The 20,757-nt window shown below is 69.9% G+C and carries 18 protein-coding genes; 15 read left to right on the top strand and 3 right to left on the bottom strand.

The window, feature by feature from the left end; translation table 11 throughout:
- Positions 1-135: 135 nt before the first annotated feature.
- Both H4N64_RS09115 and H4N64_RS09110 read right to left on the bottom strand, forming a co-directional pair.
- Positions 136-1,293, bottom strand: coding sequence for a hypothetical protein (locus H4N64_RS09115; RefSeq protein WP_186281618.1), 1,158 nt, complete (start codon positions 1,291-1,293; stop codon positions 136-138).
- Entirely contained in the window at positions 1,290-2,234 is a 945-nt protein-coding gene (locus H4N64_RS09110) for a 5-dehydro-4-deoxyglucarate dehydratase (protein WP_186281617.1), read from the bottom strand. The genes H4N64_RS09115 and H4N64_RS09110 overlap by 4 nt, the downstream gene beginning before the upstream one ends.
- Before the next feature lie 171 nt (positions 2,235-2,405).
- On the opposite strand from H4N64_RS09110, the gene H4N64_RS09105 reads away from it, so the two are divergent.
- From H4N64_RS09105 to H4N64_RS09065, 9 genes are all read left to right on the top strand, one after another.
- Positions 2,406-3,215 (top strand): NAD-dependent epimerase/dehydratase family protein, encoded by an 810-nt coding sequence (locus H4N64_RS09105; protein WP_186281616.1) that lies wholly within the window; start codon positions 2,406-2,408, stop codon positions 3,213-3,215.
- A 335-nt stretch (positions 3,216-3,550) separates the two neighbouring features.
- Positions 3,551-4,318 (top strand): DeoR/GlpR family DNA-binding transcription regulator, encoded by a 768-nt coding sequence (locus tag H4N64_RS09100; RefSeq protein ID WP_186281615.1) that lies wholly within the window; start codon positions 3,551-3,553, stop codon positions 4,316-4,318.
- Positions 4,319-4,397: 79 nt separating this feature from the next.
- Complete coding sequence (locus H4N64_RS09095) at positions 4,398-5,765, top strand: ABC transporter substrate-binding protein (RefSeq protein ID WP_186281614.1); 1,368 nt, start codon at positions 4,398-4,400, stop codon at positions 5,763-5,765.
- Positions 5,762-6,700, top strand: a complete 939-nt coding sequence (locus H4N64_RS09090) for a carbohydrate ABC transporter permease (protein WP_186281613.1) — start codon at positions 5,762-5,764, stop codon at positions 6,698-6,700. The genes H4N64_RS09095 and H4N64_RS09090 overlap by 4 nt, the downstream gene beginning before the upstream one ends.
- Positions 6,697-7,521 (top strand): carbohydrate ABC transporter permease, encoded by an 825-nt coding sequence (locus H4N64_RS09085; protein ID WP_186281612.1) that lies wholly within the window; start codon positions 6,697-6,699, stop codon positions 7,519-7,521. Before H4N64_RS09090 ends, H4N64_RS09085 begins: the two co-directional genes overlap by 4 nt.
- Positions 7,518-8,507, top strand: a complete 990-nt coding sequence (locus H4N64_RS09080) for a zinc-dependent alcohol dehydrogenase family protein (protein ID WP_186281611.1) — start codon at positions 7,518-7,520, stop codon at positions 8,505-8,507. Before H4N64_RS09085 ends, H4N64_RS09080 begins: the two co-directional genes overlap by 4 nt.
- Before the next feature lie 166 nt (positions 8,508-8,673).
- Complete coding sequence (locus H4N64_RS09075) at positions 8,674-9,354, top strand: antibiotic biosynthesis monooxygenase (RefSeq protein WP_186281610.1); 681 nt, start codon at positions 8,674-8,676, stop codon at positions 9,352-9,354.
- Between the two features lie 88 nt (positions 9,355-9,442).
- On the top strand, positions 9,443-10,045 hold the full coding sequence (locus H4N64_RS09070) for an ArsR/SmtB family transcription factor (RefSeq protein ID WP_186281609.1): 603 nt from the start codon (positions 9,443-9,445) through the stop codon (positions 10,043-10,045).
- A gap of 14 nt (positions 10,046-10,059) precedes the next feature.
- Positions 10,060-10,794, top strand: a complete 735-nt coding sequence (locus H4N64_RS09065) for an SRPBCC family protein (RefSeq protein WP_186281608.1) — start codon at positions 10,060-10,062, stop codon at positions 10,792-10,794.
- 11 nt (positions 10,795-10,805) lie between these two features.
- Here H4N64_RS09065 and H4N64_RS09060 read toward each other — a convergent pair whose 3' ends face one another.
- Entirely contained in the window at positions 10,806-12,635 is a 1,830-nt protein-coding gene (locus tag H4N64_RS09060; protein ID WP_186281607.1) for an endonuclease/exonuclease/phosphatase family protein, read from the bottom strand.
- A 291-nt stretch (positions 12,636-12,926) separates the two neighbouring features.
- On the opposite strand from H4N64_RS09060, the gene H4N64_RS09055 reads away from it, so the two are divergent.
- The 6 genes from H4N64_RS09055 (at position 12,927) to H4N64_RS09030 (ending at position 20,725) form a co-directional block, all read left to right on the top strand.
- Positions 12,927-14,348 carry a hypothetical protein gene (locus H4N64_RS09055; protein WP_186281606.1) on the top strand — a complete coding sequence of 474 codons (1,422 nt, stop codon included), beginning with the start codon at positions 12,927-12,929 and terminating at the stop codon, positions 14,346-14,348.
- 111 nt (positions 14,349-14,459) lie between these two features.
- Positions 14,460-15,143: a Crp/Fnr family transcriptional regulator gene (locus H4N64_RS09050; RefSeq protein WP_336246670.1), complete on the top strand. Its 684-nt coding sequence runs from the start codon at positions 14,460-14,462 to the stop codon at positions 15,141-15,143.
- A 115-nt stretch (positions 15,144-15,258) separates the two neighbouring features.
- The gene (locus tag H4N64_RS09045; RefSeq protein ID WP_186281604.1) at positions 15,259-16,617 is read left to right on the top strand and encodes an RICIN domain-containing protein; all 1,359 of its coding nucleotides are present in this window, start codon (positions 15,259-15,261) and stop codon (positions 16,615-16,617) included.
- Between the two features lie 131 nt (positions 16,618-16,748).
- The gene (locus H4N64_RS09040; protein WP_186281603.1) at positions 16,749-17,231 is read left to right on the top strand and encodes a Pycsar system effector family protein; all 483 of its coding nucleotides are present in this window, start codon (positions 16,749-16,751) and stop codon (positions 17,229-17,231) included.
- A 112-nt stretch (positions 17,232-17,343) separates the two neighbouring features.
- Complete coding sequence (locus H4N64_RS09035) at positions 17,344-18,801, top strand: alkaline phosphatase PhoX (RefSeq protein WP_186281602.1); 1,458 nt, start codon at positions 17,344-17,346, stop codon at positions 18,799-18,801.
- 340 nt (positions 18,802-19,141) lie between these two features.
- Positions 19,142-20,725, top strand: coding sequence for a TROVE domain-containing protein (locus tag H4N64_RS09030; protein WP_186281601.1), 1,584 nt, complete (start codon positions 19,142-19,144; stop codon positions 20,723-20,725).
- The last annotated feature ends 32 nt before the right edge of the window (positions 20,726-20,757 follow it).

Raw genomic sequence — 20,757 nt, 5'->3', positions numbered from 1 at the left:
GTCCACGCCCCGGAAACTCATCGCTAGCCCCGGAAGAAGCAGCTCCCGCAATGATCGGGTTCCCCCATCACGTGGTGCACCACCACGTCCCTCAAGGGCACGGCGTGGGCCGACGGATTCCGCCGCGCCCCTCCTTCAGCCCCCGGCGAGCGCCGAGCGCACCAGCTCCAGGTCTCCGTCGGACGCCAACCCCGCGTGATACAGCCGCAGTTCCGTCGCCCCGAGCTCACGCGCGCGTGCCACGTCCGCGGCGAGCGTGCCCGGACTGCCGCCCATCCCGGAGACCACGGTGAGGTTGGCGGCGAGTACTCCGCGCCCCTGCTCCGCGAACGGCGTCAGCAGGCCGGGACCGCCCGTACAGGGCACGACCACACCGTCGGCGACGGACAGTATGTGGGCCGGATCCACACCGGCGTTCGCCCCGCAGTGGTACGTCACGGGGTCGGCGTGCAGCAGCACCTGGAAGCCGTCCGGCGCCGCCGCACGAACGGCGGCGACGGCCGCCTCCTGGAGCGTACGGGCCCTCTCGTCGCGCCACGCGCGTGTGGCGGCCGCGTCGGCCTCCCCGAGCAGCTTCTCGACGTCCGCCCAGCCCTCGTCGGCGGCGACGCCCTGCCACAGCGGCTCCAGCGCTGCCCGTACGACCGCCGCCAGCTCTTCGGCGTCCAGCCCCTGTGCGCCGTAGCCCTCCCGGCAGGCCGGGCAGAAGCAGAGCGACATCAGGTACTGGCCTGCCTCCCCGAGGCCGACGCCGCCGGTCTTGTCGTGGGCGTGCAGATGGGCGAGGCCGTACCAGCCGAGGGACTCCAGCTCGGTGCCGCGCGCCCCTGGCCGTACCGCCGCCTCGGCGGCCAGGTCGATCAGGTACGCGCGCGTGGCGGGCTGGGCGATGCACGGGGCCCAGGGGTAGCGGTCGCCGTAGGCGTTGACGACGGAGGTGTCCGGGTGCTCGGCGCCGAGGCGGGAGTTGTGGGCGAGCACGACCCAGGTGTGCACGTCGAGGCCCGCGTCGGCGAGCGCGGCCGCCGCCTCGCCGTAGGCGTCCCCGGGCGCCCAGTCACCGGCGGCGTAGGGGCGCAGCTCCCGGCCGTCCCAGCGCGCGTCCGTCGGGTACAGCACGGCCGCGTGTTCGGCCGTGACGATGCGGTGGCGCGGGTGGCGGGGGGTCAACGCGCGCGTGGAGTGGTAGGCGGCGGCCAGCGTCACCTGCCCCACCCCGAGGGCGGCGATCCTCGTGGCCGCCTCCGGGTCTCCGTTGACGTCCCAGGGGTAGACGAATGCCGACGCCGTCACTTGCCGTCCTCCTCCAGGAGCGCGTACCCACGCTCGATCAGCAGAGCGAGCCGCTTGACATGATCCTCGCTCGGTTCGTGCAGCGGCGGCCGGACCTCCCCCACGTCGAGGCCGCGCAGCCGGACGCCCGCCTTGACGAGTGCGACGGCGTAACCGCGGCCCTGGGCGCGCAGTTCGACGAACGGCTGGTAGAAGCCGTCCAGGAGGCGGCGCGCGGTGGCGTCGTCGCCGTGGTGCAGTGCCTGGTGGAAGGCGAGGGCGATCTCGGGGGCGAAGCAGAACACGGCCGACGAGTAGAGCGTGATGCCGATGGCGCGGTACGCGAGCTGGGTCTGCTCGGCGGTCGGCAGCCCGTTGAAGTAGAGGAAGTCGCCGGGGACCTCGGTGCGTACGGCGCTGACGATCCGCTGCATGAGGTCCAGGTCGCCGAGGCCGTCCTTGAACCCGATGATCCCGTCCGTTCGGGCGAGGTCGACGACCGTCTGCGGGGTGAACACGGCGTTGTCGCGCTGGTAGACAATCACGGGTAGCGCGGTGGCCGCGGCGACCTCCCGGTAGTGCCGCAGCAGCCCCTCCTGCGCGGCGAGCACGAGATACGGCGGCATGGCGAGCAGCCCGTCGGCGCCGGCCGCCTCGGCGAGCCGCGCGTACCGCACGGCGAGCGCTGTGCCGTATCCGGCGCCCGCGACGACCGGCACCCGGCCCGCCGTCTCCTCGACGGCCGCCCGTACGCACTCCTGGTACTCCTCGGGCGTCAGCGCGTGGAACTCCCCGGTGCCGCAGCACGCGAAGACGGCGGCGGCCCCGGCCTCCACCCCGCGGCGCACATGCTCGCGGTAGACGTCGAGGTCGACGGCGCCCTCGGAGTCATAGGCGGTGACGGGGAAGAACAGCGGCCCGCTGGGGATGCCGAGTCGAGCGGCGAGGTCGGCTGGCGTCACAGGCTCTCCCTAGAACGGGTCGATCACGACTGTGTGCGTGTTTCTGATCGAAGTTTATGTTTATGAACAGCACCTCCGCCACCCTTGACGGGACGGGGCGATGATCCATAGCTTGTCCACGAATGTGAATACCGTGCAGTCACACGGCCGTCTACTCAAGGAGACCCGAGGATGCCAGCGCCCCGCACCGTTCTGCTCACCGGCGCCGCCGGCGGACTCGGCACCCTGATGCGGGATCTGCTGCCCGAGTACGGCTACCGGCTGCGCCTTCTCGACCTGCGCCCCATCGAGGGCGAGCCGGACGCGATCGTCGCGGACCTCGCCGACAAGGATGCGCTGCGCGAGGCCGTCCGGGGTGTCGACGCGATCATCCACCTCGCGGGCATCTCCCTGGAAGCCCCGTTCGAGAAGATCCTCCGGGCGAACATCGAGGGCACCTACAACCTGTACGAGTCCGCACGCGAGGAGGGCGTCGCACGCATCGTCTTCGCCTCCTCCAACCACGCGGTCGGCTTCACCCCCCGCCCCCAGGAGGGCGACCCCCTCATCCCGATCGACACCCCGCGCCGCCCGGACACCTTCTACGGCCTGTCCAAGTCCTTCGGAGAGGATCTCGCGCAGTTCTACTGGGACAAGTACGGCCTGGAGACCGTCTCGGTCCGCATCGGCTCCTGCTTCCCGAAGCCCACCGGCGTCCGCATGCTGTCGCTCTGGATGAGCCCGGCGGACGGCGCCCGCCTCTTCCACGCGGCCCTGACCGCCGAGGACGTCGGCCACAAGGTCGTCTACGGCTCCTCCGCCAACACCCGCCTGTGGTGGGACCTCAGCACGGCACGCTCCCTCGGCTACGACCCCCAGGACGACTCCGAGCCCTACGCCGAGAAGCTGATCGCGGAGCAGGGCGAGCTGGACCCCACGAACGAGGCCCACACCCACCTGGGCGGCCACTTCGTGAACGACCCCCCGATCTGGCCGTACTGACCCAAAAGAGCTGCGGCAAGGGGCGGACGGGCAAAGAACGGGCCCGTCCGCCCACTCATTCGGGCACGGCAGATCGATGCCCCGAGCATCCGGGACCCAGCACGACAGCGCAGGCCAAGGGGCGCGGGGAACTGCGTGACCAGCCACAACACACCCGCAGCCGCCATACGGCCGACACCCCCGCCCCCTGGGCCCGACCCGGACCCGTACAAGACCGAACGGGCACACAAGGTCAGCATCACCCCGGTAACAAACCTGGTCACCGCCAGACACCCGCTGTAGAAATTCCCTCATGAGCCCGAACGGGCAGCGCAGCGCAAAGGCGGGTGACGACATTGAACAGAACCGCGGAAGAACGCCAACGCGAGATCATCCGCGCGGCACGCGCCAGCGGTTCCGTGGACGTCAACGCACTCGCCGAACGGCTCGGCGTGGCCAAGGAGACCGTACGACGGGATCTGCGCGCCCTTGAGGACCACGGCCTGGTCCGCCGCACCCACGGCGGCGCCTACCCCGTGGAGAGCGCCGGTTTCGAGACGACGCTCGCCTTCCGCGCCACCAGCCATGTGCCCGAAAAGCGCCGGATCGCGACCGCCGCGGCCGAGCTGCTCGGGGACGCCGAGACCGTCTTCGTCGACGAGGGCTTCACCCCCCAGCTCATCGCCGAGGCGCTCCCCCGGGACCGGCCGCTGACCGTGGTCACCGCGTCCCTGCCGGTCGCGGGCTCGCTGGCGGAGGCCGAGAACATCTCGGTCCTGCTGCTCGGCGGCCGGGTACGTTCCGGCACGCTGGCCACCGTCGACCACTGGACGACGAAGATGCTGGCCGGCTTCGTCATCGACCTGGCGTTCATCGGCGCCAACGGCATCTCCCGCGAACACGGTCTGACCACCCCCGACCCCGCGGTCAGCGAGGTCAAGACACAGGCCGTACGCGCCTCCCGGCGCACCGTGTTCGCGGGCGTGCACACCAAGTTCGGGGCGGTCAGCTTCTGCCGGTTCGCGGAGGTCGGCGCGCTGGAGGCGATCGTGACGAGCACGCTGCTCCCGGTGGCGGAGGCCCACCGCTACTCGCTGCTGGGACCACAGGTCATCCGCGTCTGAATTTCCAACTCACCTCCCCTGCGGGGCACACCCATACCCGGCTGCGCCCTTTATCTCCCCATACGACCAGGAGCGATCCATGCGAACCCAGAGCCGACGGGGGCCGCGAGCCACGCTCGCCACGGCCGCCGTAGGGACGCTGCTCGCCCCGCTGCTCTCCGGCTGCTGGGTCGGAGCGGGCGGGGCCGGATCGGGCGGCGACTCGATCAACGTCCTCATGGTCAACAACCCGCAGATGGTGGAGCTGCAGAAGCTCGCTCCCCACTTCACCGAAGAGACCGGCATCAAGGTCAACTTCACCGTGCTGCCCGAGAACGACGTCCGCGACAAGATCAGCCAGGACTTCGCCAACCAGGCCGGCCAGTACGACGTCGCGACCCTCTCCAACTACGAGATACCGATCTACGCCCGCAACGACTGGCTGAAAGAGATGGACTCCTACGTCGCGCAGGACCCGGCCTACGACGAACAGGACATTCTCAAGCCGATGCGCCAGTCCCTGACGGGCGACGACGGCAAGCTCTACGGCCAGCCCTTCTACGGCGAGTCGTCCTTCCTGATGTACCGCAAGGACATCTTCCAGAAGGAGGGCCTGACGATGCCCGCGCACCCCACCTGGCAGCAGGTGGCGGACCTCGCCGCGCGGGTCGACGGCGCCGAGTCGGGCATGAAGGGCATCTGTCTGCGCGGTCTGCCCGGCTGGGGCGAGGTCATGGCTCCCCTCACCACGGTCGTGAACACCTTCGGCGGCACCTGGTTCGACAAGGGCTGGAAGGCCCGGCTCGACTCCCCTGAATGGGAAAAGGCGACGAAGTTCTATGTCGGCCTGGTTCGTGAGCACGGCGAGTCCGGCGCGGCCCAGTCCGGCTTCGCCGAGTGCCTGAACAACATGACCCAGGGCAAGGTCGCCATGTGGTACGACGCCACATCCGCCGCCGGCTCCCTGGAGTCCGCCGACTCCCCGGTCAAGGGCAAGGTCGGCTACGCGCCCGCGCCGGTCGAGGAGACCGACTCCTCCGGCTGGCTCTACACCTGGGCCTGGGGCATCCAGGAAGCCTCCCGCAACCCCGACAAGGCCTGGCAGTTCGTCTCCTGGGCGTCGAGCAAGCAGTACGAGGAACTGGTCGGCGACGAGATCGGCTGGTCCGACGTACCGGCGGGCAAGCGCGCCTCGACGTACGAGAACCCGGCGTACCGCGCGGAGGCCGCCGCCTTCCAGGAGATGACGAAGGAGGCCATCGAGGGTGCCCGCCCGAACGACCCGGGGGTGCAGCCGCGTCCGGCACCCGGCATCCAGTTCGTCGGCATCCCCGAGTTCACCGATCTCGGCACCAAGGTCTCCCAGGAGATCAGCGCGGCCATCGCCGGACGTCAGTCCGTCGAGTCGGCCCTGAGGAAATCGCAGGAGCTCGCCGAGGAGATCGCCGAGGAGTACGAGGGACGATGACCGCCACAACCACCGCTCCGACAGCCGCACCATCCGTACGCACCGAGAAGCGCCCCTCGGACCGTCTGCGCGCGTGGGCCACCCGCGCCCCGCTCCTCCCCGCGCTGATCTTCATGATCGCGGTGACCCAGCTGCCGTTCGTGGCCACGCTGGTGATCTCGTTCTTCGACTGGAACTCGCTCTACCCCGACGCCCGCAGCTTCACCGGCTTCGCGAACTACTCGGAAGTCCTCACCGACGCCGACCTGCGCCGCTCGGTCTGGACGACGGTCCTGCTCACGGTCGCCGTGGTACTGGCGAGCCTGATCCTGGGCCTGGTCCTGGCGCTGCTGCTGGACCGGAAGTTCAAGGGCCGGGGAGTGGTCCGCACTCTGCTGATCGCCCCCTTCCTGGTGGTCCCGGTGGCGGCTGCCCTGCTCTGGAAGCACGTCCTCTACAACCCCGAATACGGCCTGTTCAACGGCCTGTTGCAGTACGTGGGCGGCCCGCAACCGGACTGGATCTCCAACACCCCGCTCCTCGCCGTGGAAGCCGCCCTGGTCTGGCAGTGGACCCCGTTCATGATGCTGATCCTGCTGGCGGGCCTGCAGAGCCGGGACCAGCAACAGATCGAGGCGGCACGGGTGGACGGCGCGAGCGACTGGCAGATCTTCCGCCACCTGACACTCCCCCACCTGCGCAGGTATCTGGAGTTGGGCGCCCTGCTGGGCTCGATCTACATCGTCCAGAACTTCGACGCGGTCTTCACGATCACCTCGGGCGGCCTGGGCACGGCGAACCTCCCCTACACCGTCTACCAGAGCTTCTACCAGGCCCATGAGAACGGCCTCGCCTCGGCCGCCGGCGTCCTGGTCGTCATCGGCTCGATCATCATCGCGACCTTCGCGCTGCGGGTCGTCTCGTCCCTGTTCCGCGAGGAGGTGTCCCGCGCATGAACGTCATACGCCGAAACGGTCTTGGCCTGGTGGCCTGGTTCGTCGGGATCCTGTTCTTCCTGCCCATCGCCTGGATGGCCCTGACGTCCTTCCACTCGGAGGAGGACGCGGCGACGAACCCGCCGTCGTTCGGGGCGGCGCTCACCCTGGACGGCTACCGGGAGTTCTTCGGCACGGGCGGCGGGGCGAGCCCGTGGCCCTCGCTGATCAACTCGACGGTGGCGTCGGTGGGTTCGACGCTGCTGGTACTGCTGCTGGCGCTCCCGGCCGCGTACGCCCTGTCGATCCGCCCGGTGAAGAAGTGGACGGACGTCCTGTTCTTCTTCCTGTCGACAAAGATGCTCCCGGTGGTGGCAGGCCTGCTGCCCATCTATCTGTTCGCGAAGAACACGGACATGCTGGACAACATCTGGCTGCTGGTCATCCTCTACACGTCGATGAACCTGCCGATCGCGGTCTGGATGATGCAGTCGTTCCTGTCCGAGGTGCCGGTGGCGGTGATCGAGGCGGCGCGGGTGGACGGAGCGAAGCTGCCGACGATCCTGGCCCGGGTGGTGGCCCCGATAGCCCTCCCCGGAATAGCGGCGACAGCCCTGATCTGCTTCATCTTCAGTTGGAACGAGCTGCTCTTCGCTCGGGTGCTGACCGGCGTGGTGGCCGAGACCGCCCCCGTCTTCCTGACCGGCTTCATCACCAGCCAGGGCCTGTTCCTGGCGAAGGTGTGCGCCGCGTCGCTCGTCATCTCCCTGCCGGTGCTCGCCGCGGGGTTCGCCGCCCAGGACAAGCTGGTCCAGGGCCTGTCGTTGGGAGCCGTGAAATGAAGGCCGCCGTCATCGAGTCCGTGGGCCGCGCCGTGGTCGCCGAGGTTCCGGATCCGACACCGGGCCCGCGTGAAGTGGTCGTCGAGGTCGCGGCCTGCGGCCTGTGCGGCACGGACCTGCACATCCTCCAGGGCGAGTTCGCACCGAAGCTGCCGATCGTGCCCGGGCACGAGTTCGCGGGCGAGGTGGTCGGGGTCGGGACCCAGGTCACGGAACTGTCGGTGGGCGACCGAGTGGCGGTGGACCCCTCCCTCTACTGCTACGAGTGCCGCTACTGCCGTACCGGCCACAACAACCTCTGCGAACGCTGGGCGGCGATCGGCGTGACGACGGCGGGGGGCGCGGCGCAGTACGCGGTGGCTCCGGTGGCGAATTGCGTACGGCTGCCCGAACACGTCCGCACGCAGGACGCGGCGCTGGTGGAACCGCTGTCGTGCGCGGTACGGGGCTACGACGTCCTGCAGTCCCGCCTGGGCGCGCACGTCCTGATCTACGGCTCGGGGACGATGGGCCTGATGATGCTGGAGCTGGCGAAGCGGACCGGGGCGGCGCGCGTCGACGTGGTGGACGTGAACCCGGCGCGCCTGGAGACGGCACGGCGGCTGGGGGTATCGGCGTCGGCGGCGAACGCGGACGAACTGGACCGCCCGCAGGGCTGGGACGTGGTGGTGGACGCGACGGGCAACGCGGCGGCGATCCAGGACGGCTTGGAGAGGGTGGCCAAGGCGGGAACATTCCTGCAGTTCGGAGTGGCGGACTACGCAACACGCGTAACGATCGACCCGTACCGCATCTACAACCAGGAGATCACGATCACCGGCTCGATGGCGGTCCTCCACAGCTTCGAACGAGCGGCGGAACTCTTCGCGAACGGCGCCCTGAACCCAGAGATCTTCATCAGCGACCGCATCCCCCTGGACCGCTACCCGGAGGCACTGGACCAGTTCGCCGCGGGGGTGGGCCGCAAGACAGTGGTGGTCCCGTAGTGTCACAGCCGGTGGCAGGCTTGTCCGCCGCCCTGCACCCATGGCAGTACTCGGCATGCAACAGCCTCCATCCCAACAGCCCCCGTAGAGACCGCACTTGACCTCAAGCGAGGTTGAGGTCGGAGGGTGGTCTCCGTACCGATCATCGACGTACTGGAGGCCTGCCATGACCCGCCGTACCGACGCCCACCCCGACCCGACCCGCCCCGGGATCGGGGCGCCCTTCTTCAGTACCTGGCGTGTGGGCAGTCCCGAGCGTCAGGCGCAGACCGTCGAGGCCATCGCCCGTACCTGGGAGGGCCGTCCCTGGGGCAGTGCCGCGCTGCTCGGGTATCACGTCTACGCCGGCCACGACGGCAGCACCCTGATGCACTACTCGCAGTGGCGCAACGAGCAGGGCTACGAGGCCTACTTCAAGACCCTCCGCCAGGAGCGCAACGACGAGATCGACACCGCCGTGCCCGGCATCGAGCGGGTGCGTCTGGACCGGTACCGGCTCTACCGCAGCCATGCCCGCGCCGCCGGTGACACCCGGGTGCCGGGTCTGATCGTGACCGTGCGGATCGACTTCGAACCGGACGCTGCCGAGAAGCGGGCCGACTGGGTGGACCTCGTCCTGTCCGCCCTCGCCGGACCGGACGCCGACCGAGGTCTGATCAGCGCGCACTTCCACCTCAGCACCGACGGCACGCATGTCCTGAACTACGCCGAGTGGGAGAGCGACCAGGCCTATGACGAGGCCATCGGCGGGCCCGAGTCGCCCCAGTGGGAGCGGGTGCGGACGTATCCGGGTGTGAAGGGCTTCACGGGCAACCGGTACCGGCACGCGCTCGGGCTCGTGCCCTGACCCGACCTCGCCCGACCCTCCCCGACCCGGGCCCGCCGACAATTCCATCCGCCTGGACAAAAAAAGTTTTCGGTGAGACCGTGGACTCATGTTGGACGTGACCGTGATCGAGGACCCCGAGGCGGCGGCCGTCTCCCTGGACCCCATAAGGGCCCGGCTGCTCGCCGAGCTGGCGGCCGGGCCCGCGTCGGCCGCCATGCTGGCCGGCAAGGTCGGGCTGCCCCGGCAGAAGGTGAACTACCACCTGAAGGCGCTGGAGCGGCACGGCCTGGTCGAACTGGCCGGGGAGCGCCGCAAGGGCAATGTCACCGAGCGGCTGATGCGGGCGACCGCCGCGTCGTACGTCATCTCGCCGCTCGCCCTCGCCGCCGTGCAGCCGGACCCGGAGCGCTTCCGGGACCAGCTCTCCGCGCGCTGGCTGCTGGCGCTCGGCGCCCGGCTGGTGCGGGACGTCGGCTCGCTGGTCACCGGCGCGACCAAGGCCCGCAAGCGGCTGGCGACCTATGCGCTGGACGGCGAGGTGCGCTTCGCCTCGGCGGCCGAACGGGCCGCGTTCATCCAGGAGTTGACGGCGGGTGTCACCGGCCTGATCCGCAAGTACGACGCCCCGGACGCCGAGGGCGGCCGTGACCACCGGATCGTCGTGGCCGTACACCCCACGCTGAAGACAGAGCCAGAGATTTCGGAATAGTTCAGGAGCCCACCATGTCCAAGGAATTCGAGATCGCCCGGGAGTTCGAGGTCGACGCCACTCCGCAGGAGGTCTGGGAGGCGGTCACCACCGGAACCGGGGGGTATCTGTGGCCCATGGAGCCGCCGGAGCCCCGGGTCGGCGGCCAGGGGCCCTTCGGGTCCACGGTCACCGCCTGGGACCCGCCGCACCGCTACTCGAACCGCGTCGAGGACGTCGAGGGCATCTCCGAGCAGACCGTCAACCAGCTCGACTACACCATCGAGCCGCGTGACGAGGGCAGGGGGGCCTGGGTGCGGTACGTGCACAGCGGGATCTTCGTCGACGACTGGGACAACCAGTACGACGGCGCCGCCAAGCACACCGACTTCTATCTGCACACCCTGCGCGAGTACCTCACCCACTTCGCGCCCCGCCCGGCCGCCTTCGCGACCTTCGACGGGCCCGAGGCCTCCAAGGCCGCCGACGCCCTCGAAGTCGTAGGACGGGCGCTCGGCGTCGGCCCGGACGTGGTCGCCGGCACAGAGCTGAGGGTGCACGGGCCCGACGAGTTCGACGCCGTGGTCGACTTCCGCAACCCGTACTTCATCGGGCTGCGCACGGACCGGGGCCTGACCCGGATCTTCGGGCGCAACCACTGGGGCTACCCGGTCGGCATCTCCCTGCACGACTTCACCTCGGGCACGGAGATCAAGGAGTGCGAGACCGAATGGCAGGGCTGGCTGAACAAGGTGTTCAACCAGCCCTGACCGAACGGGAGTTACGGCTTGAAGCGCAGGACCTGCGGGTCGTGGTCGCTGATCTGGTCGTTGAACTCCGCGTTGATGTGCACGCTGTCGTACTCGAAGCCACAGCCGCGCCGGATCGACGGGCTGACCAGGATCTGGTCCAGGACCTGGCTGTTGCCCTGGTAGACGTACGAGTAACGCTCGCTGCGCGGCAGCGACTTGATCGCCGACCACAGGGCGCCGTCGCTCTCCAGGATCTTGGTGGTCTCGGAGAACTCGAAGTCGTTGATGTCGCCGAGCGTGACGACGTCCGCGTTCTTCTGGGTGTCGAGGATGTCCTTGACGAAGGCGTTCACCAGGGTCGCCTGCTGGTGCCGCTGGATCTCCGAGCTGCGCGAGACCGGCTGGTACTGCGAGGTCAGACTCTGGTCGCCGCCCTTGGAGTTGAAGTGGTTGGCGATCACGAAGACCGTGCGGCCTCGGAAGACGAACTCACCGACCAGCGGCTTGCGGCTGTTGGCGAACGCCGTGTTCGCCGGGTCGATACGGCCCGGGGAGACCGTCAGCGCGGCCTTGCCGTCCTCCTCGGTGACCTGGGCGGCCGTCGTGGCGTCGCCGCCCGCGCGGTCCGTGAAGGAGACCCGCTCGGGGTTGAACAGGAACACCTGGCGGATGTTGCCGCCCGGCTCGCCGCCGTCGGCCTTGTCGGCCGGGTCGATGGAGCGCCAGTCGTACGTCGGGCCGCCCGCGGCGACGATCGCGTCGATCAGCCTCTGCATCGTCTGGTCGGCGGCGACCGTGCCGTCGTTCTTCGCTCCCGTGTTGTCCTGGATCTCCTCCAGGGACACGATGTCGGGCGCCTTGAGGTTGTTCACGATCGCGGAGGCGTGCTCCTCGAAGGTGGCGTCGGACGGGTCGAGGTTCTCGACGTTGTACGTCGCGACCGCCAGCTCGCCGTTCTTCTGCTTCTCGGTGGTCTCCCGCTTCAGCTCGGCGCTCTCCAAGGTGCCGAGCTGGTTCGCGACCAGGGTGTAGCCGCCGAACTGGTTGTAGTCCAGCGGGCCCGCGGTGGCGCCGGTGAGGGTGTCACCGACGTTCGCCTTCGGGAAGGCGGCGACCGCGCCGAGCGACTGGATCTGGAGGCGTCCGGTGTTCTGCGACTCGTAGGAGCCGTACACCGTGCCGCCGCGCCAGTTGCGGTTCTCCCACGGCTTCACCGTGACCCACAGCTCGGTGTACGGGTCGGTGGCGCCGACCACCCGGGTGTCGGAGACCTGGACGTTCATGCCCTCCAGGGACTCGTACAGGTCCAGGGCGTACTTCGACGGCTGGAGGGGCAGACCGTTGATCGAGTTGTTCGCGGCGCTGTCCCCCGCCGGGGCATAGGCGCTCGGCACCGACTTGGCGTCGATGACCGTGGCGGCCGGAACGGCGTTGCCGCTGGAGACGACGGTGATCGTCGGCTTGGTGATCTCGGTCAGCGCCTGGTTGCCGGAGGAGGTGCCGCCGGGCACGTACTCCGAGACCGTGCCGGAGACCGTCACCAGGTCGCCTACGGCCACGCCCTTGGGCGTGGCGCTGGTGAAGACGAAGACGCCCTCACTGGTGGCCGGGTCGGCGTCCGCGTTCGGGTCCTGGATCCAGAAGCCGCGGGACGAACCGTAGGTGCGCACGCCGGTGACGATGCCGGTCACATCCGTGACCTGCTTGCCGGCGTACGGGGATATGCGGGTGCTGCCCTGGATGTCATGGATGCGCACCGAGTCGGCGTGCGCGGGCGAGGTGAGGACGACAGTGGACGCCGCGGAACAGACAGCGGCGACGGTGAGCGCGGCGAGGCGCGCGGACGACTTGCTCGGCAACGGGATCCCTCCGGGGACGTGCGTGGGCGCCGGGACGAGGGTGGTGCTTCGGTGCAGGTGGTGCGTCGAACGGTGGGAGCCGCGACCGGTGGGGCGGTGCGACGCGCGTAGAGATTCGGTGAACAGGTGTCCTATGAATTTCTACGCGCGTAATCTCCTGCCTGGTCAGGCCAGTTGTCAAGGTTTCAGCCATGTACACCGGTCAACGGGTAGATGAACCGGGCGGCATGGGGCCAAATCCGTCTAGGCTGAGCGGCTGAGTGGTACGACGCGTCCTAGGAGAACCAGCCGATGTCAGACAGCTCCCCCCTGCCGCCCGTGCGGCTGCATCCCGAAGCGGAGCTGGCGCGGGACGCGCTGTCCACGCCCCTGCTCTCCCGGGCCGCCCGGCTCGCGCGCTGGGCCGGCCCCGACACCCGTGTCGACGCCGGCGGCGGGCTCGCCGAGGAACAGCTCCCCGCGGCCGCCGAGGCCCTCGGCCTGACCGGCGACGACGCCGCCGCCCAAGCGAGCGAGGCCTGGCGCGTTGCTCTCGACGCCGGGCTCATCGAGATCGTCGACGAGGAGGAGGGCACCGTCGCGGCCGGCGAGGACCTGGCGCTGCTCACCGGCGGCACCCCGCACGACGTACTCGCGGTGTGGCAGGCCGCGCTGGAGACGGTGCTCGCGGACGCCGGGGTCCCGGACCTCGACGACCTGGTCGACGCCCTGGACGAGGGCGGCGAGGTCGATCTCTCCCAGCTGGACTGGGACCCCGAGGCCGAGGCGGAGTTCCTTGACGGCGTGCTCGGGAACCTGTACCTGCTGACCGTCGGCGAGGACACGCCCCGCGAGGCCCCGGTGCCACTGCCCGCACTGGCCGCGTCGATGATCGTGCCCAGCGACATGGGGGAGCCGACCAACGACGTACTGGAGCAGGTGTCCGACGCGATGATGCGTCTCGACGACCAGTTCCGGATGCTGGAGCCGGTCGGGCTCGTGGAGTACCAGCCGGTCGACGAGGCGCTCATGGCGGACACCGAGGAGGAGCCGTCCGCGCCGGTCGACGAGACGGACGTGTCGCGCTATGGCATGGTGCGCCTGACCCCGCTCGGGCTGTACGGCCTGCGGGCGCGGCTGCTGGAGGCGGGGTTCGCGGCACCGGCCGTGGGTGACCTCGCGGACAAGGGCGCCGATGCGCTGCTCGACGGTACGGCCGTCTTCCCGCCAGGTGCCGCGCAGGCCGAGACCGAGCAGTGGCTGACCCGGCGTGAAGTGCTGCCCGCGGCACGGGAGTTGCTGGCGGCGGCTCGGGGGTCGGACTCCGGGGCGCCGTTGCGCCGACTGCGGTGTCAGCAGGCGCTGTCGCTGGTGGGGATCGAGGCGGAGCCCGCGTTGCGGGAGGTCCTGGACGACCCTGAACTGGGTGGGCTGGCCCGGGTCTGGCTGACCGAGCGGGGGGCCTCGGATGTGCCGGCGCCTTCCGAGGCGATGGTGTTCTGGCTGACCATCGACACGGTTGCCGCGCAGCTCGCGGCGGAGGGTAATTCCGAGGAGCTTCGGGCTCTGGTGTCCGGGCTAGCCGAGCAGCACAGTGGGTTCTTCGCGGCGGTGTGGCGGGTGGATCATCCCGCCACGGCGGAGGTGTTGGAGGCGATGGGGCGGTTGCATCCGGACAAGCGGATCGCCAAGGAAGCGCGGAAGGCTGCGTTCAAGGCTCGGTCTCAGGCCTGAGGGGGTGGGGTGTGGGGGCTCGTTGGCGGCTGCGGGTGGTGTGTGGCTGGTCGCGCCCACGCGGCGGAGCCGCAAATCGACACAGCCCCGCGCCCCTTATAGGGGGTTGGTGTGCTCGAAGAGTGGCGCCCCGGAAGTTTTCTCGGCGGGTTGAGCAGTGATGCTCGCCTTGCGCTCGCCGCTCGTGCCGAATCGGTTTCTTTTGGGCGTGGCGCACTTCTCATCTCCGAAGGTGACTTCGGTTCCGATGTCTTCGTGCTCCTCTCCTCCTACGTCAAGGTCACCGCTTCCCTCGCCGACGGGGGCTGGACCCTCGTCGCCGTACGTATGTCCGGGGACCTTGTCGGGGAGCTCGCCGGGATGAGTGGGGCACCGCGCAGTGCCTCCGTCATCGCTTGCGGGAGTGAGCCCGTCACCGCGCTTCGGCTCGGGTGGGAGGACTTCGAGCGGGTCAAGTCGGAGCATCCCGAGGTGCTGTCGCGGTTGCAGGAGTCCGTCAGCCGGAAGCTGGCGGCAGCCACCCGGCGGCGCGTCGACTTTCATCGACGGAGCCCCACCGTCCGGCTTGCCCGGGTTCTGGTGGAGATGGCCGATGACTTCGGTCAGTCGGTGCGTGGACGGGAGGTAATCCTTCCGATGGACCTCAAGCACATGGAGTGGGGCGAGCTGATCGGGGTCTCGGAGAGCACCGCGTACCGCGCGCTGAGGGACCTGCGTGATCTCGTGGACGCTCATCACCGGCGCCTCATCGTCACAGATCTGACGGGGCTTCGGACAGTGGCCGAACAGGAGTGAACGCCGGGGCGTGAGACGGGCGCGGAGGCAGGTGGCGACCCTTCGTTCGGGTGTGATATTCACCTCCTGTCACCACGTCAGGGACTTCGTCCTCCTCGGGAGAGGTCGCACGCACTTGCACGGCTACGACTCCGAGTCCGGTGACGGACACGGATCAGATCCAGTCGAGAATCTCTTCGAAGCGGTATTCGTTCGAGCCGATCTGGGCGACTACAGCAGTTTCCTCGGCCCCGAGATGGTCGAGGCGCAGGCGGCGCTGTACGGGGCGTACCAAGAGGCGCTCGTACAGATGCCCGAGGTGCTGCGCCTGGAGTGGAAGGGCTTCCAGAAGGACGGTGACGGTTTTCTCGTCCTGTGGCCGAGCAAGCGCATGAGCCTGGTCCTCTCCAGATTCGTCGCGGCCTTCCAGGACACCCTCGCCAAGAAGAACGTCGGCCGGGAACCCGCCAAGCTGCTGCGCGTCCGCCTCTCCGTCGTCACCGGCCTCGCCGCCGACAGTGCGCTCGGCACCGCGGGCGAGGGGGCCGTCGAGGCCAAGCGGCTGGTCGACTGCCAGCAGGCGAAGTGGCTCCAGCGGGAATTCGCCGACCAGCAGCTCGTAGTGATCGTCAGTCAGTACGTCTACGAGCAGACGGTGCGCGGAGGCTGGGCGGCCGGCGTCGCCCCGGAGAGCTTCCAGCCCGTCCAGGTGCTCGACAAGCACAAGAAGCGCCGCGGCGCCTATCTCACCGCCCCCGGCCGCACCGCGGAAGAGGTGCGCAGGACGGTCAACCCCTCGGTGTTCGCCTGGATCCGGCGCCGTTTCGGCAGAACCGTCGGACCCCGGATCCGCCGTATCTCGGGGGCCGTCAAGTGGACCCCGAGGCTGGTGCTGGCCTCCCTGGCGGCACCTGCCGTGGCCGCCCTGACGGCGGCGACGCTGCTCGGCACGCTGACGTTCAGCTGGCCCTACGGCGGTGCCGGAACCGTCGACGCCTCCGTGTGGGCGGCGGAGACGGCGTACCCCTGGCCCGACGACCGCCCGGGCCCAGCGACCTCGCGCTCGGAGGCCGGGCGGCCCTCCCTGTCCGTGTCACCGTCGACCGCCGAGGACGAGCGTGGCGCCGTCGGCAACGTGGGCGACGGCGGAGTCCTCGCCGCCGGCGCGGAGGGCGTCCGGCTCGTGGACGACCCGCACGCCGCCGGACGGACCTGGCGGTGGAGCCCGGCGGGCGGCGGACGCCTGCGGCTGACGACCGACCACGACCGGGCGCTGACCCTCGACACGGGCAGCGGCGAGGTACTCCTCGACGGGTACGCCGACATCCCCGCCCAGCAGTGGTGGGCCGTACCCGTGCCCGGCGGCAAGGGCTCCTTCCGGCTCCACAACGGCGCCCGCCCCGACGACTGCCTCACCGCCGACGGCGACGGCGGCGCGCCCGCGATGGAGACCTGCCGGCCGGGCGACCGCATACAGGAGTGGACGGCCCGCTGACGTCCGCCCCCGAGCGCGCGGCCACGTCCTCCCCCGTGCCCCGGAGCCACCCCGTCACCTGACGGGCGATGCCCGGTCCCGCGACCGGCCCCCGCACCCTGGTGACACGGGAGTCGGGGCAGGGGGCGTCGATGTCGGAGTACGGGGGCGGCCGGGCGATGGAGATCGCCGTGGCCGCTGGGCTCGGGGCGCTGTCGGCCTTCCAGGGATACGTCCAGGAGGCCGACGCGAAGATCAACAGCATGCTCGTGGTGCATACCGGCGGTGTGGTCGCCGTGGTGACCACCCTCGGCAGCAGCGGCCCGGGCCGGCACGGAACGGTCACCGACGCCGCCCTGGCCCTGTTCGCCGTCACCTTCCTGGTCTCCGGCTATCACCTGGCGCGGGCCATACGGCCCCGGCTGCACGTACCGCTGCCGCTCAGCCCCTTCGGCTTCATGGGCCTGGACATCCCGCCGGCCGCCGACCCGCGCGAACTGTGCGCCCAACTCTGGGACATGGCACGCCTGTTGGGCGTCATCGCACACGCCAAGAACCGCCATCTGCTGCGGGCCATGCCATGGACCGGCCTGATGCTGTGCTGCGGAGTGGCGGTGGCGGTGTCAGGCAGGTAAGTCGTGGGCCCGCGGCCGCCCGGAGTTCAACCGCCGTTCAGACGCGGGCGGGACGGTGGCGCCGACCGAGGTCCGCCACCCTTCACGGCATCCCCCCGTCACAGGAGACAGCATGTCGCTCACCCGCAGGGACTTCGCCAGAACATCCGCGGTCACCGGAGCCGGTGTCGCACTGGCGGGCAGTGTCGGCGCTCTCGCCACCGCTCCGAACGCCCTCGCCTCCACCGAGACGGTGACCGAGGGCGCGGACCCGGCGCGCGCACACATCGGCATCGGGTACGGGCCGCTGCTCCCCGACCCCGACGGCATCCTCGCGCTGCCCGCCGGGTTCTCGTACCGCGTCATCACCTACACGGGCAGGACCAAGCTGGAGTCGGGCGAGTCGACGCCGTCCAACCACGACGGCACCGCCGCCTTCGAGGGCCCGCGCGGCACCACCCTGCTGGTCAACAACCACGAGATAGGCGGCGCCTACGCGAACGCCGAGCACCCCGTCCCGCTCGCCGAGGGCCTCGTCTACGACCCGGCCGCGGCCGGCGGCTGCACGGTCGTCGAGGTCCGCCCCGGCGGCAAGGTCGCCGAGTGGGTCGGCATCGCCGGCACCTCCACCAACTGCGCGGGCGGCAGCACCCCCTGGGACACCTGGCTCACCTGGCTCACCTGCGAGGAGACCGAGGACAAGGCCGGGTCCCGGGGCATGAACAAGGACCACGGCTATGTCTTCGAGGTCGACCCCGTCGACCGGCGCGCCAACAAGAACCCCGAGCCCATCAAGGCGCTCGGCCGCTACGCCCACGAGGCCGTCGTCATCGACCCCAAGCGCGGCCACGCCTACCTCACCGAGGACGCCTCCAACCCCAACGGCCTGCTGTACCGCTGGACCCCGCCCGAGGGCTACCGTCACGGCCGCGGCAGGTTCCGCACCCTCGCCGACGACGCGGGCATGCTCCAGGCGTTCAAGTGCTTCGACTCCGGCGGCCAGTTCGTCGACGACCTCTCCCGCGCCACCAAGATCGGCACGGTGTACGGCGTCGACTGGATCGACGTGCCCGACCGGGACGCCAGGACCACCTCCGTGCGCAAGCAGTTCAGCACCGGCCAGATCACCCGCTGCCGCAAGCTTGAGGGCATGTGGTGGGGCGACGGCGGCGCGTACATCGTCTCCTCCTACGCCCGTGCCGAGAGCCCCGGCCGGCCGCATGACGGCCAGGTCTGGTTCTACGACCCCAAGCGCCGCACCCTCACCCTCAAGGTCCTCCTCGGAGTGAACGCGGACCCGTCTGTCGACGGCGCCTTCGACGGCCCCGACAACATCACCGTCTCCCCTTACGGCGGCATCATCCTCGCCGAGGACGGCGACGGCATCTCGCATCTGTTCGGCGCCACGGACAGCGGCCGCACGTACCCCATCGCCCGCAACGACCTCAACGTCGGCACCGAAGAAGAGCCGGAATACAGCGAGTTCGCCGGCGTCACCTTCTCCCCCGACGGCCGCACCCTGTACGCCAACATCCAGGACCCGGGCATCCTGCTCGCGATCACGGGGCCCTGGAAGCGCCAGGGGCGGTAATTATATTCGCTCGCCCACCCGAAGCTGCGCCTCCTACAGTGAGATCACGACGTCACGCACCTCCCGGTGCGATGGCAGCGGCTACTTCTCTCTCAAAGAATCCAATGCCGCAGCCGACTTGATCTCGGGAGGCGCAGCTCATGGTGGGTGCCCGGTGCGCAGGCAACGGTTACTTCATTGGATCGGACGGTTGCGGGTTCGAGTCCCGTCATCGACTTCAGGTCGATGTAGCTCAATTGGCAGAGCATCTGGCTAAGTCCGTCGCCGACTCCTGATCTCGGGCATCCACCTTTTGCTGCGCCTCCCTCCGAAACCACTTTGAATTCGGGGGGAATTCAGCATGTCCCGCTTCAACATCCGGACCGCGAAGGCCCAGCCGACCTCGCGGGTCACCTCGACCGGCCGAGTGCTGCGCACCTACGAGGGCGGCCGGGGCCGTGAGCGTGACGCGCGCTCCGACCTCTTCCTGCTCTCGGTCTCCAACTTCGTCTCCCAGCAGACCTTCTACGAGTCCGGCGCCGACCGCGACGACCGCTTTCAGACGCTGGTGCGCGAGCTCGCCGTCACCGACCCGGAGTGGACGGCCGGCCTGCTCGGCTGGCTGCGCGGCGAGGGCAACCTCCGTACGGCCGCCGTCGTGGGTGCCGCCGAGTACGTGAAGGCACGGCTGGAGGCGGGCGCGACCGACGGTCCTTCGAACCGGCGGGTCGTGGACTCGGTGCTCCAGCGGCCCGACGAGCCCGGTGAGCTGCTCGCGTATTGGACCGCGCGGTATGGCCGTAACGTCCCCAAGCCCGTGAAGCGGGGCATCGCCGACGCCGTACGCCGGCTGTACAGCGGCAAGTCGCTGCTGAAGTACGACACCGCGTCCAAGGGTTACCGCTTCGGCGACATCCTCAACCTCGTGCACGCGGCGCCGGACCCGGAGAAGGCGTGGCAGGGCGATCTGTTCCAGTACGCCCTCGACCGTCGGCACAACCCGGACACCGCCCTGCCGCCCGCGTCGAACCGGACGCTGGTCGCCCACCGCGAGCTGATGGCGCTGCCCGTCGAAGAGCGGCGTGCGGTCGTGACGTCGGACGGCGGCGTCGAGCGGCTCGCGGCGGCCGGGATGACCTGGGAGGCGGTGGCGGGCTGGCTCCAGGGACCGATGGACAAGGCGGCCTGGGAGTCCGTGATCCCGTCCATGGGCCCGATGGCACTCGTGCGGAACCTGAGGAACTTCGACGAGGCCGGGGTCTCGGACGAGGTCGCCGCCCAGGTCGCCGCCCGGATCAGCGACCCGGCGGAGGTCGCGCGCTCGCGGCAGTTCCCCTTCCGGTACCTCGCCGCATACCAGCACGCGCCGTCGCTCCGCTGGTCGTACCCGCTGGAGCAGGCGCTCGGACATTCGCTGGCCAACGTGCCCGCGCTGGCGGGCCGGACGCTGGTGCTCGTCGACCGCTCGGGCTCGATGTTCTACTCGCGGCTTTCGGACCGCTCGGAGCTCAACCGGGCCGACGCGGCGGCGATCTTCGGCACGGCGCTCGCGCTGCGGGCGGCGAACGCGGATCTCGTCGAGTTCGGTACGGCGAGCCGGCGGCTGACGTTCGGCAAGGGCGAGTCGGTGCTCAAGGTCCTGGAGCGCTTCGGCGACCTGGGCGGCACCGACACCACCTCGGCGGTCCGGGCCCACTATCGGGGCCAGGACCGGGTGCTGATCGTCACGGACGAGCAGTACGCGGACAACCGCCACGGCGGCCCGACCGAGCAGGTCCCGGCCGACGTCCCGGTCTACACCTGGAACCTCGCCGGGTACCGGGCGGGCCATGGCCCGTCGGGGAAGGGGAACCGGCACACCTTCGGAGGTCTTTCGGACGCGGCTTTCCGGATGGTTCCGCTGCTTGAGGCCGCCCGGAACGCCGACTGGCCCTGGGCTGCCTGAGCCCTGAGCGTGGCCCGCATTTCACGGGGTGC

It is taken from the genome of Streptomyces cupreus (genome assembly GCF_014257025.1).
Lineage (GTDB): Bacteria > Actinomycetota > Actinomycetes > Streptomycetales > Streptomycetaceae > Streptomyces > Streptomyces cupreus.
The sequence above is the reverse complement of the archived record's forward strand: the minus strand, read 5'-3'. Positions and strand labels throughout refer to the sequence as shown.

Coding starts and splice junctions, on each gene's coding strand:
- H4N64_RS09105 (WP_186281616.1), top strand. CDS start 2,406: ATGCCAGCGCCCCGCACCGTTCTGCTCACCGGCGCCGCCGGCGGACTC.
- H4N64_RS09065 (WP_186281608.1), top strand. CDS start 10,060: ATGTCCAAGGAATTCGAGATCGCCCGGGAGTTCGAGGTCGACGCCACT.
- H4N64_RS09075 (WP_186281610.1), top strand. CDS start 8,674: ATGACCCGCCGTACCGACGCCCACCCCGACCCGACCCGCCCCGGGATC.
- H4N64_RS09095 (WP_186281614.1), top strand. CDS start 4,398: ATGCGAACCCAGAGCCGACGGGGGCCGCGAGCCACGCTCGCCACGGCC.
- H4N64_RS09040 (WP_186281603.1), top strand. CDS start 16,749: ATGTCGGAGTACGGGGGCGGCCGGGCGATGGAGATCGCCGTGGCCGCT.
- H4N64_RS09030 (WP_186281601.1), top strand. CDS start 19,142: ATGTCCCGCTTCAACATCCGGACCGCGAAGGCCCAGCCGACCTCGCGG.
- H4N64_RS09070 (WP_186281609.1), top strand. CDS start 9,443: ATGTTGGACGTGACCGTGATCGAGGACCCCGAGGCGGCGGCCGTCTCC.
- H4N64_RS09080 (WP_186281611.1), top strand. CDS start 7,518: ATGAAGGCCGCCGTCATCGAGTCCGTGGGCCGCGCCGTGGTCGCCGAG.
- H4N64_RS09085 (WP_186281612.1), top strand. CDS start 6,697: ATGAACGTCATACGCCGAAACGGTCTTGGCCTGGTGGCCTGGTTCGTC.
- H4N64_RS09055 (WP_186281606.1), top strand. CDS start 12,927: ATGTCAGACAGCTCCCCCCTGCCGCCCGTGCGGCTGCATCCCGAAGCG.
- H4N64_RS09090 (WP_186281613.1), top strand. CDS start 5,762: ATGACCGCCACAACCACCGCTCCGACAGCCGCACCATCCGTACGCACC.
- H4N64_RS09035 (WP_186281602.1), top strand. CDS start 17,344: ATGTCGCTCACCCGCAGGGACTTCGCCAGAACATCCGCGGTCACCGGA.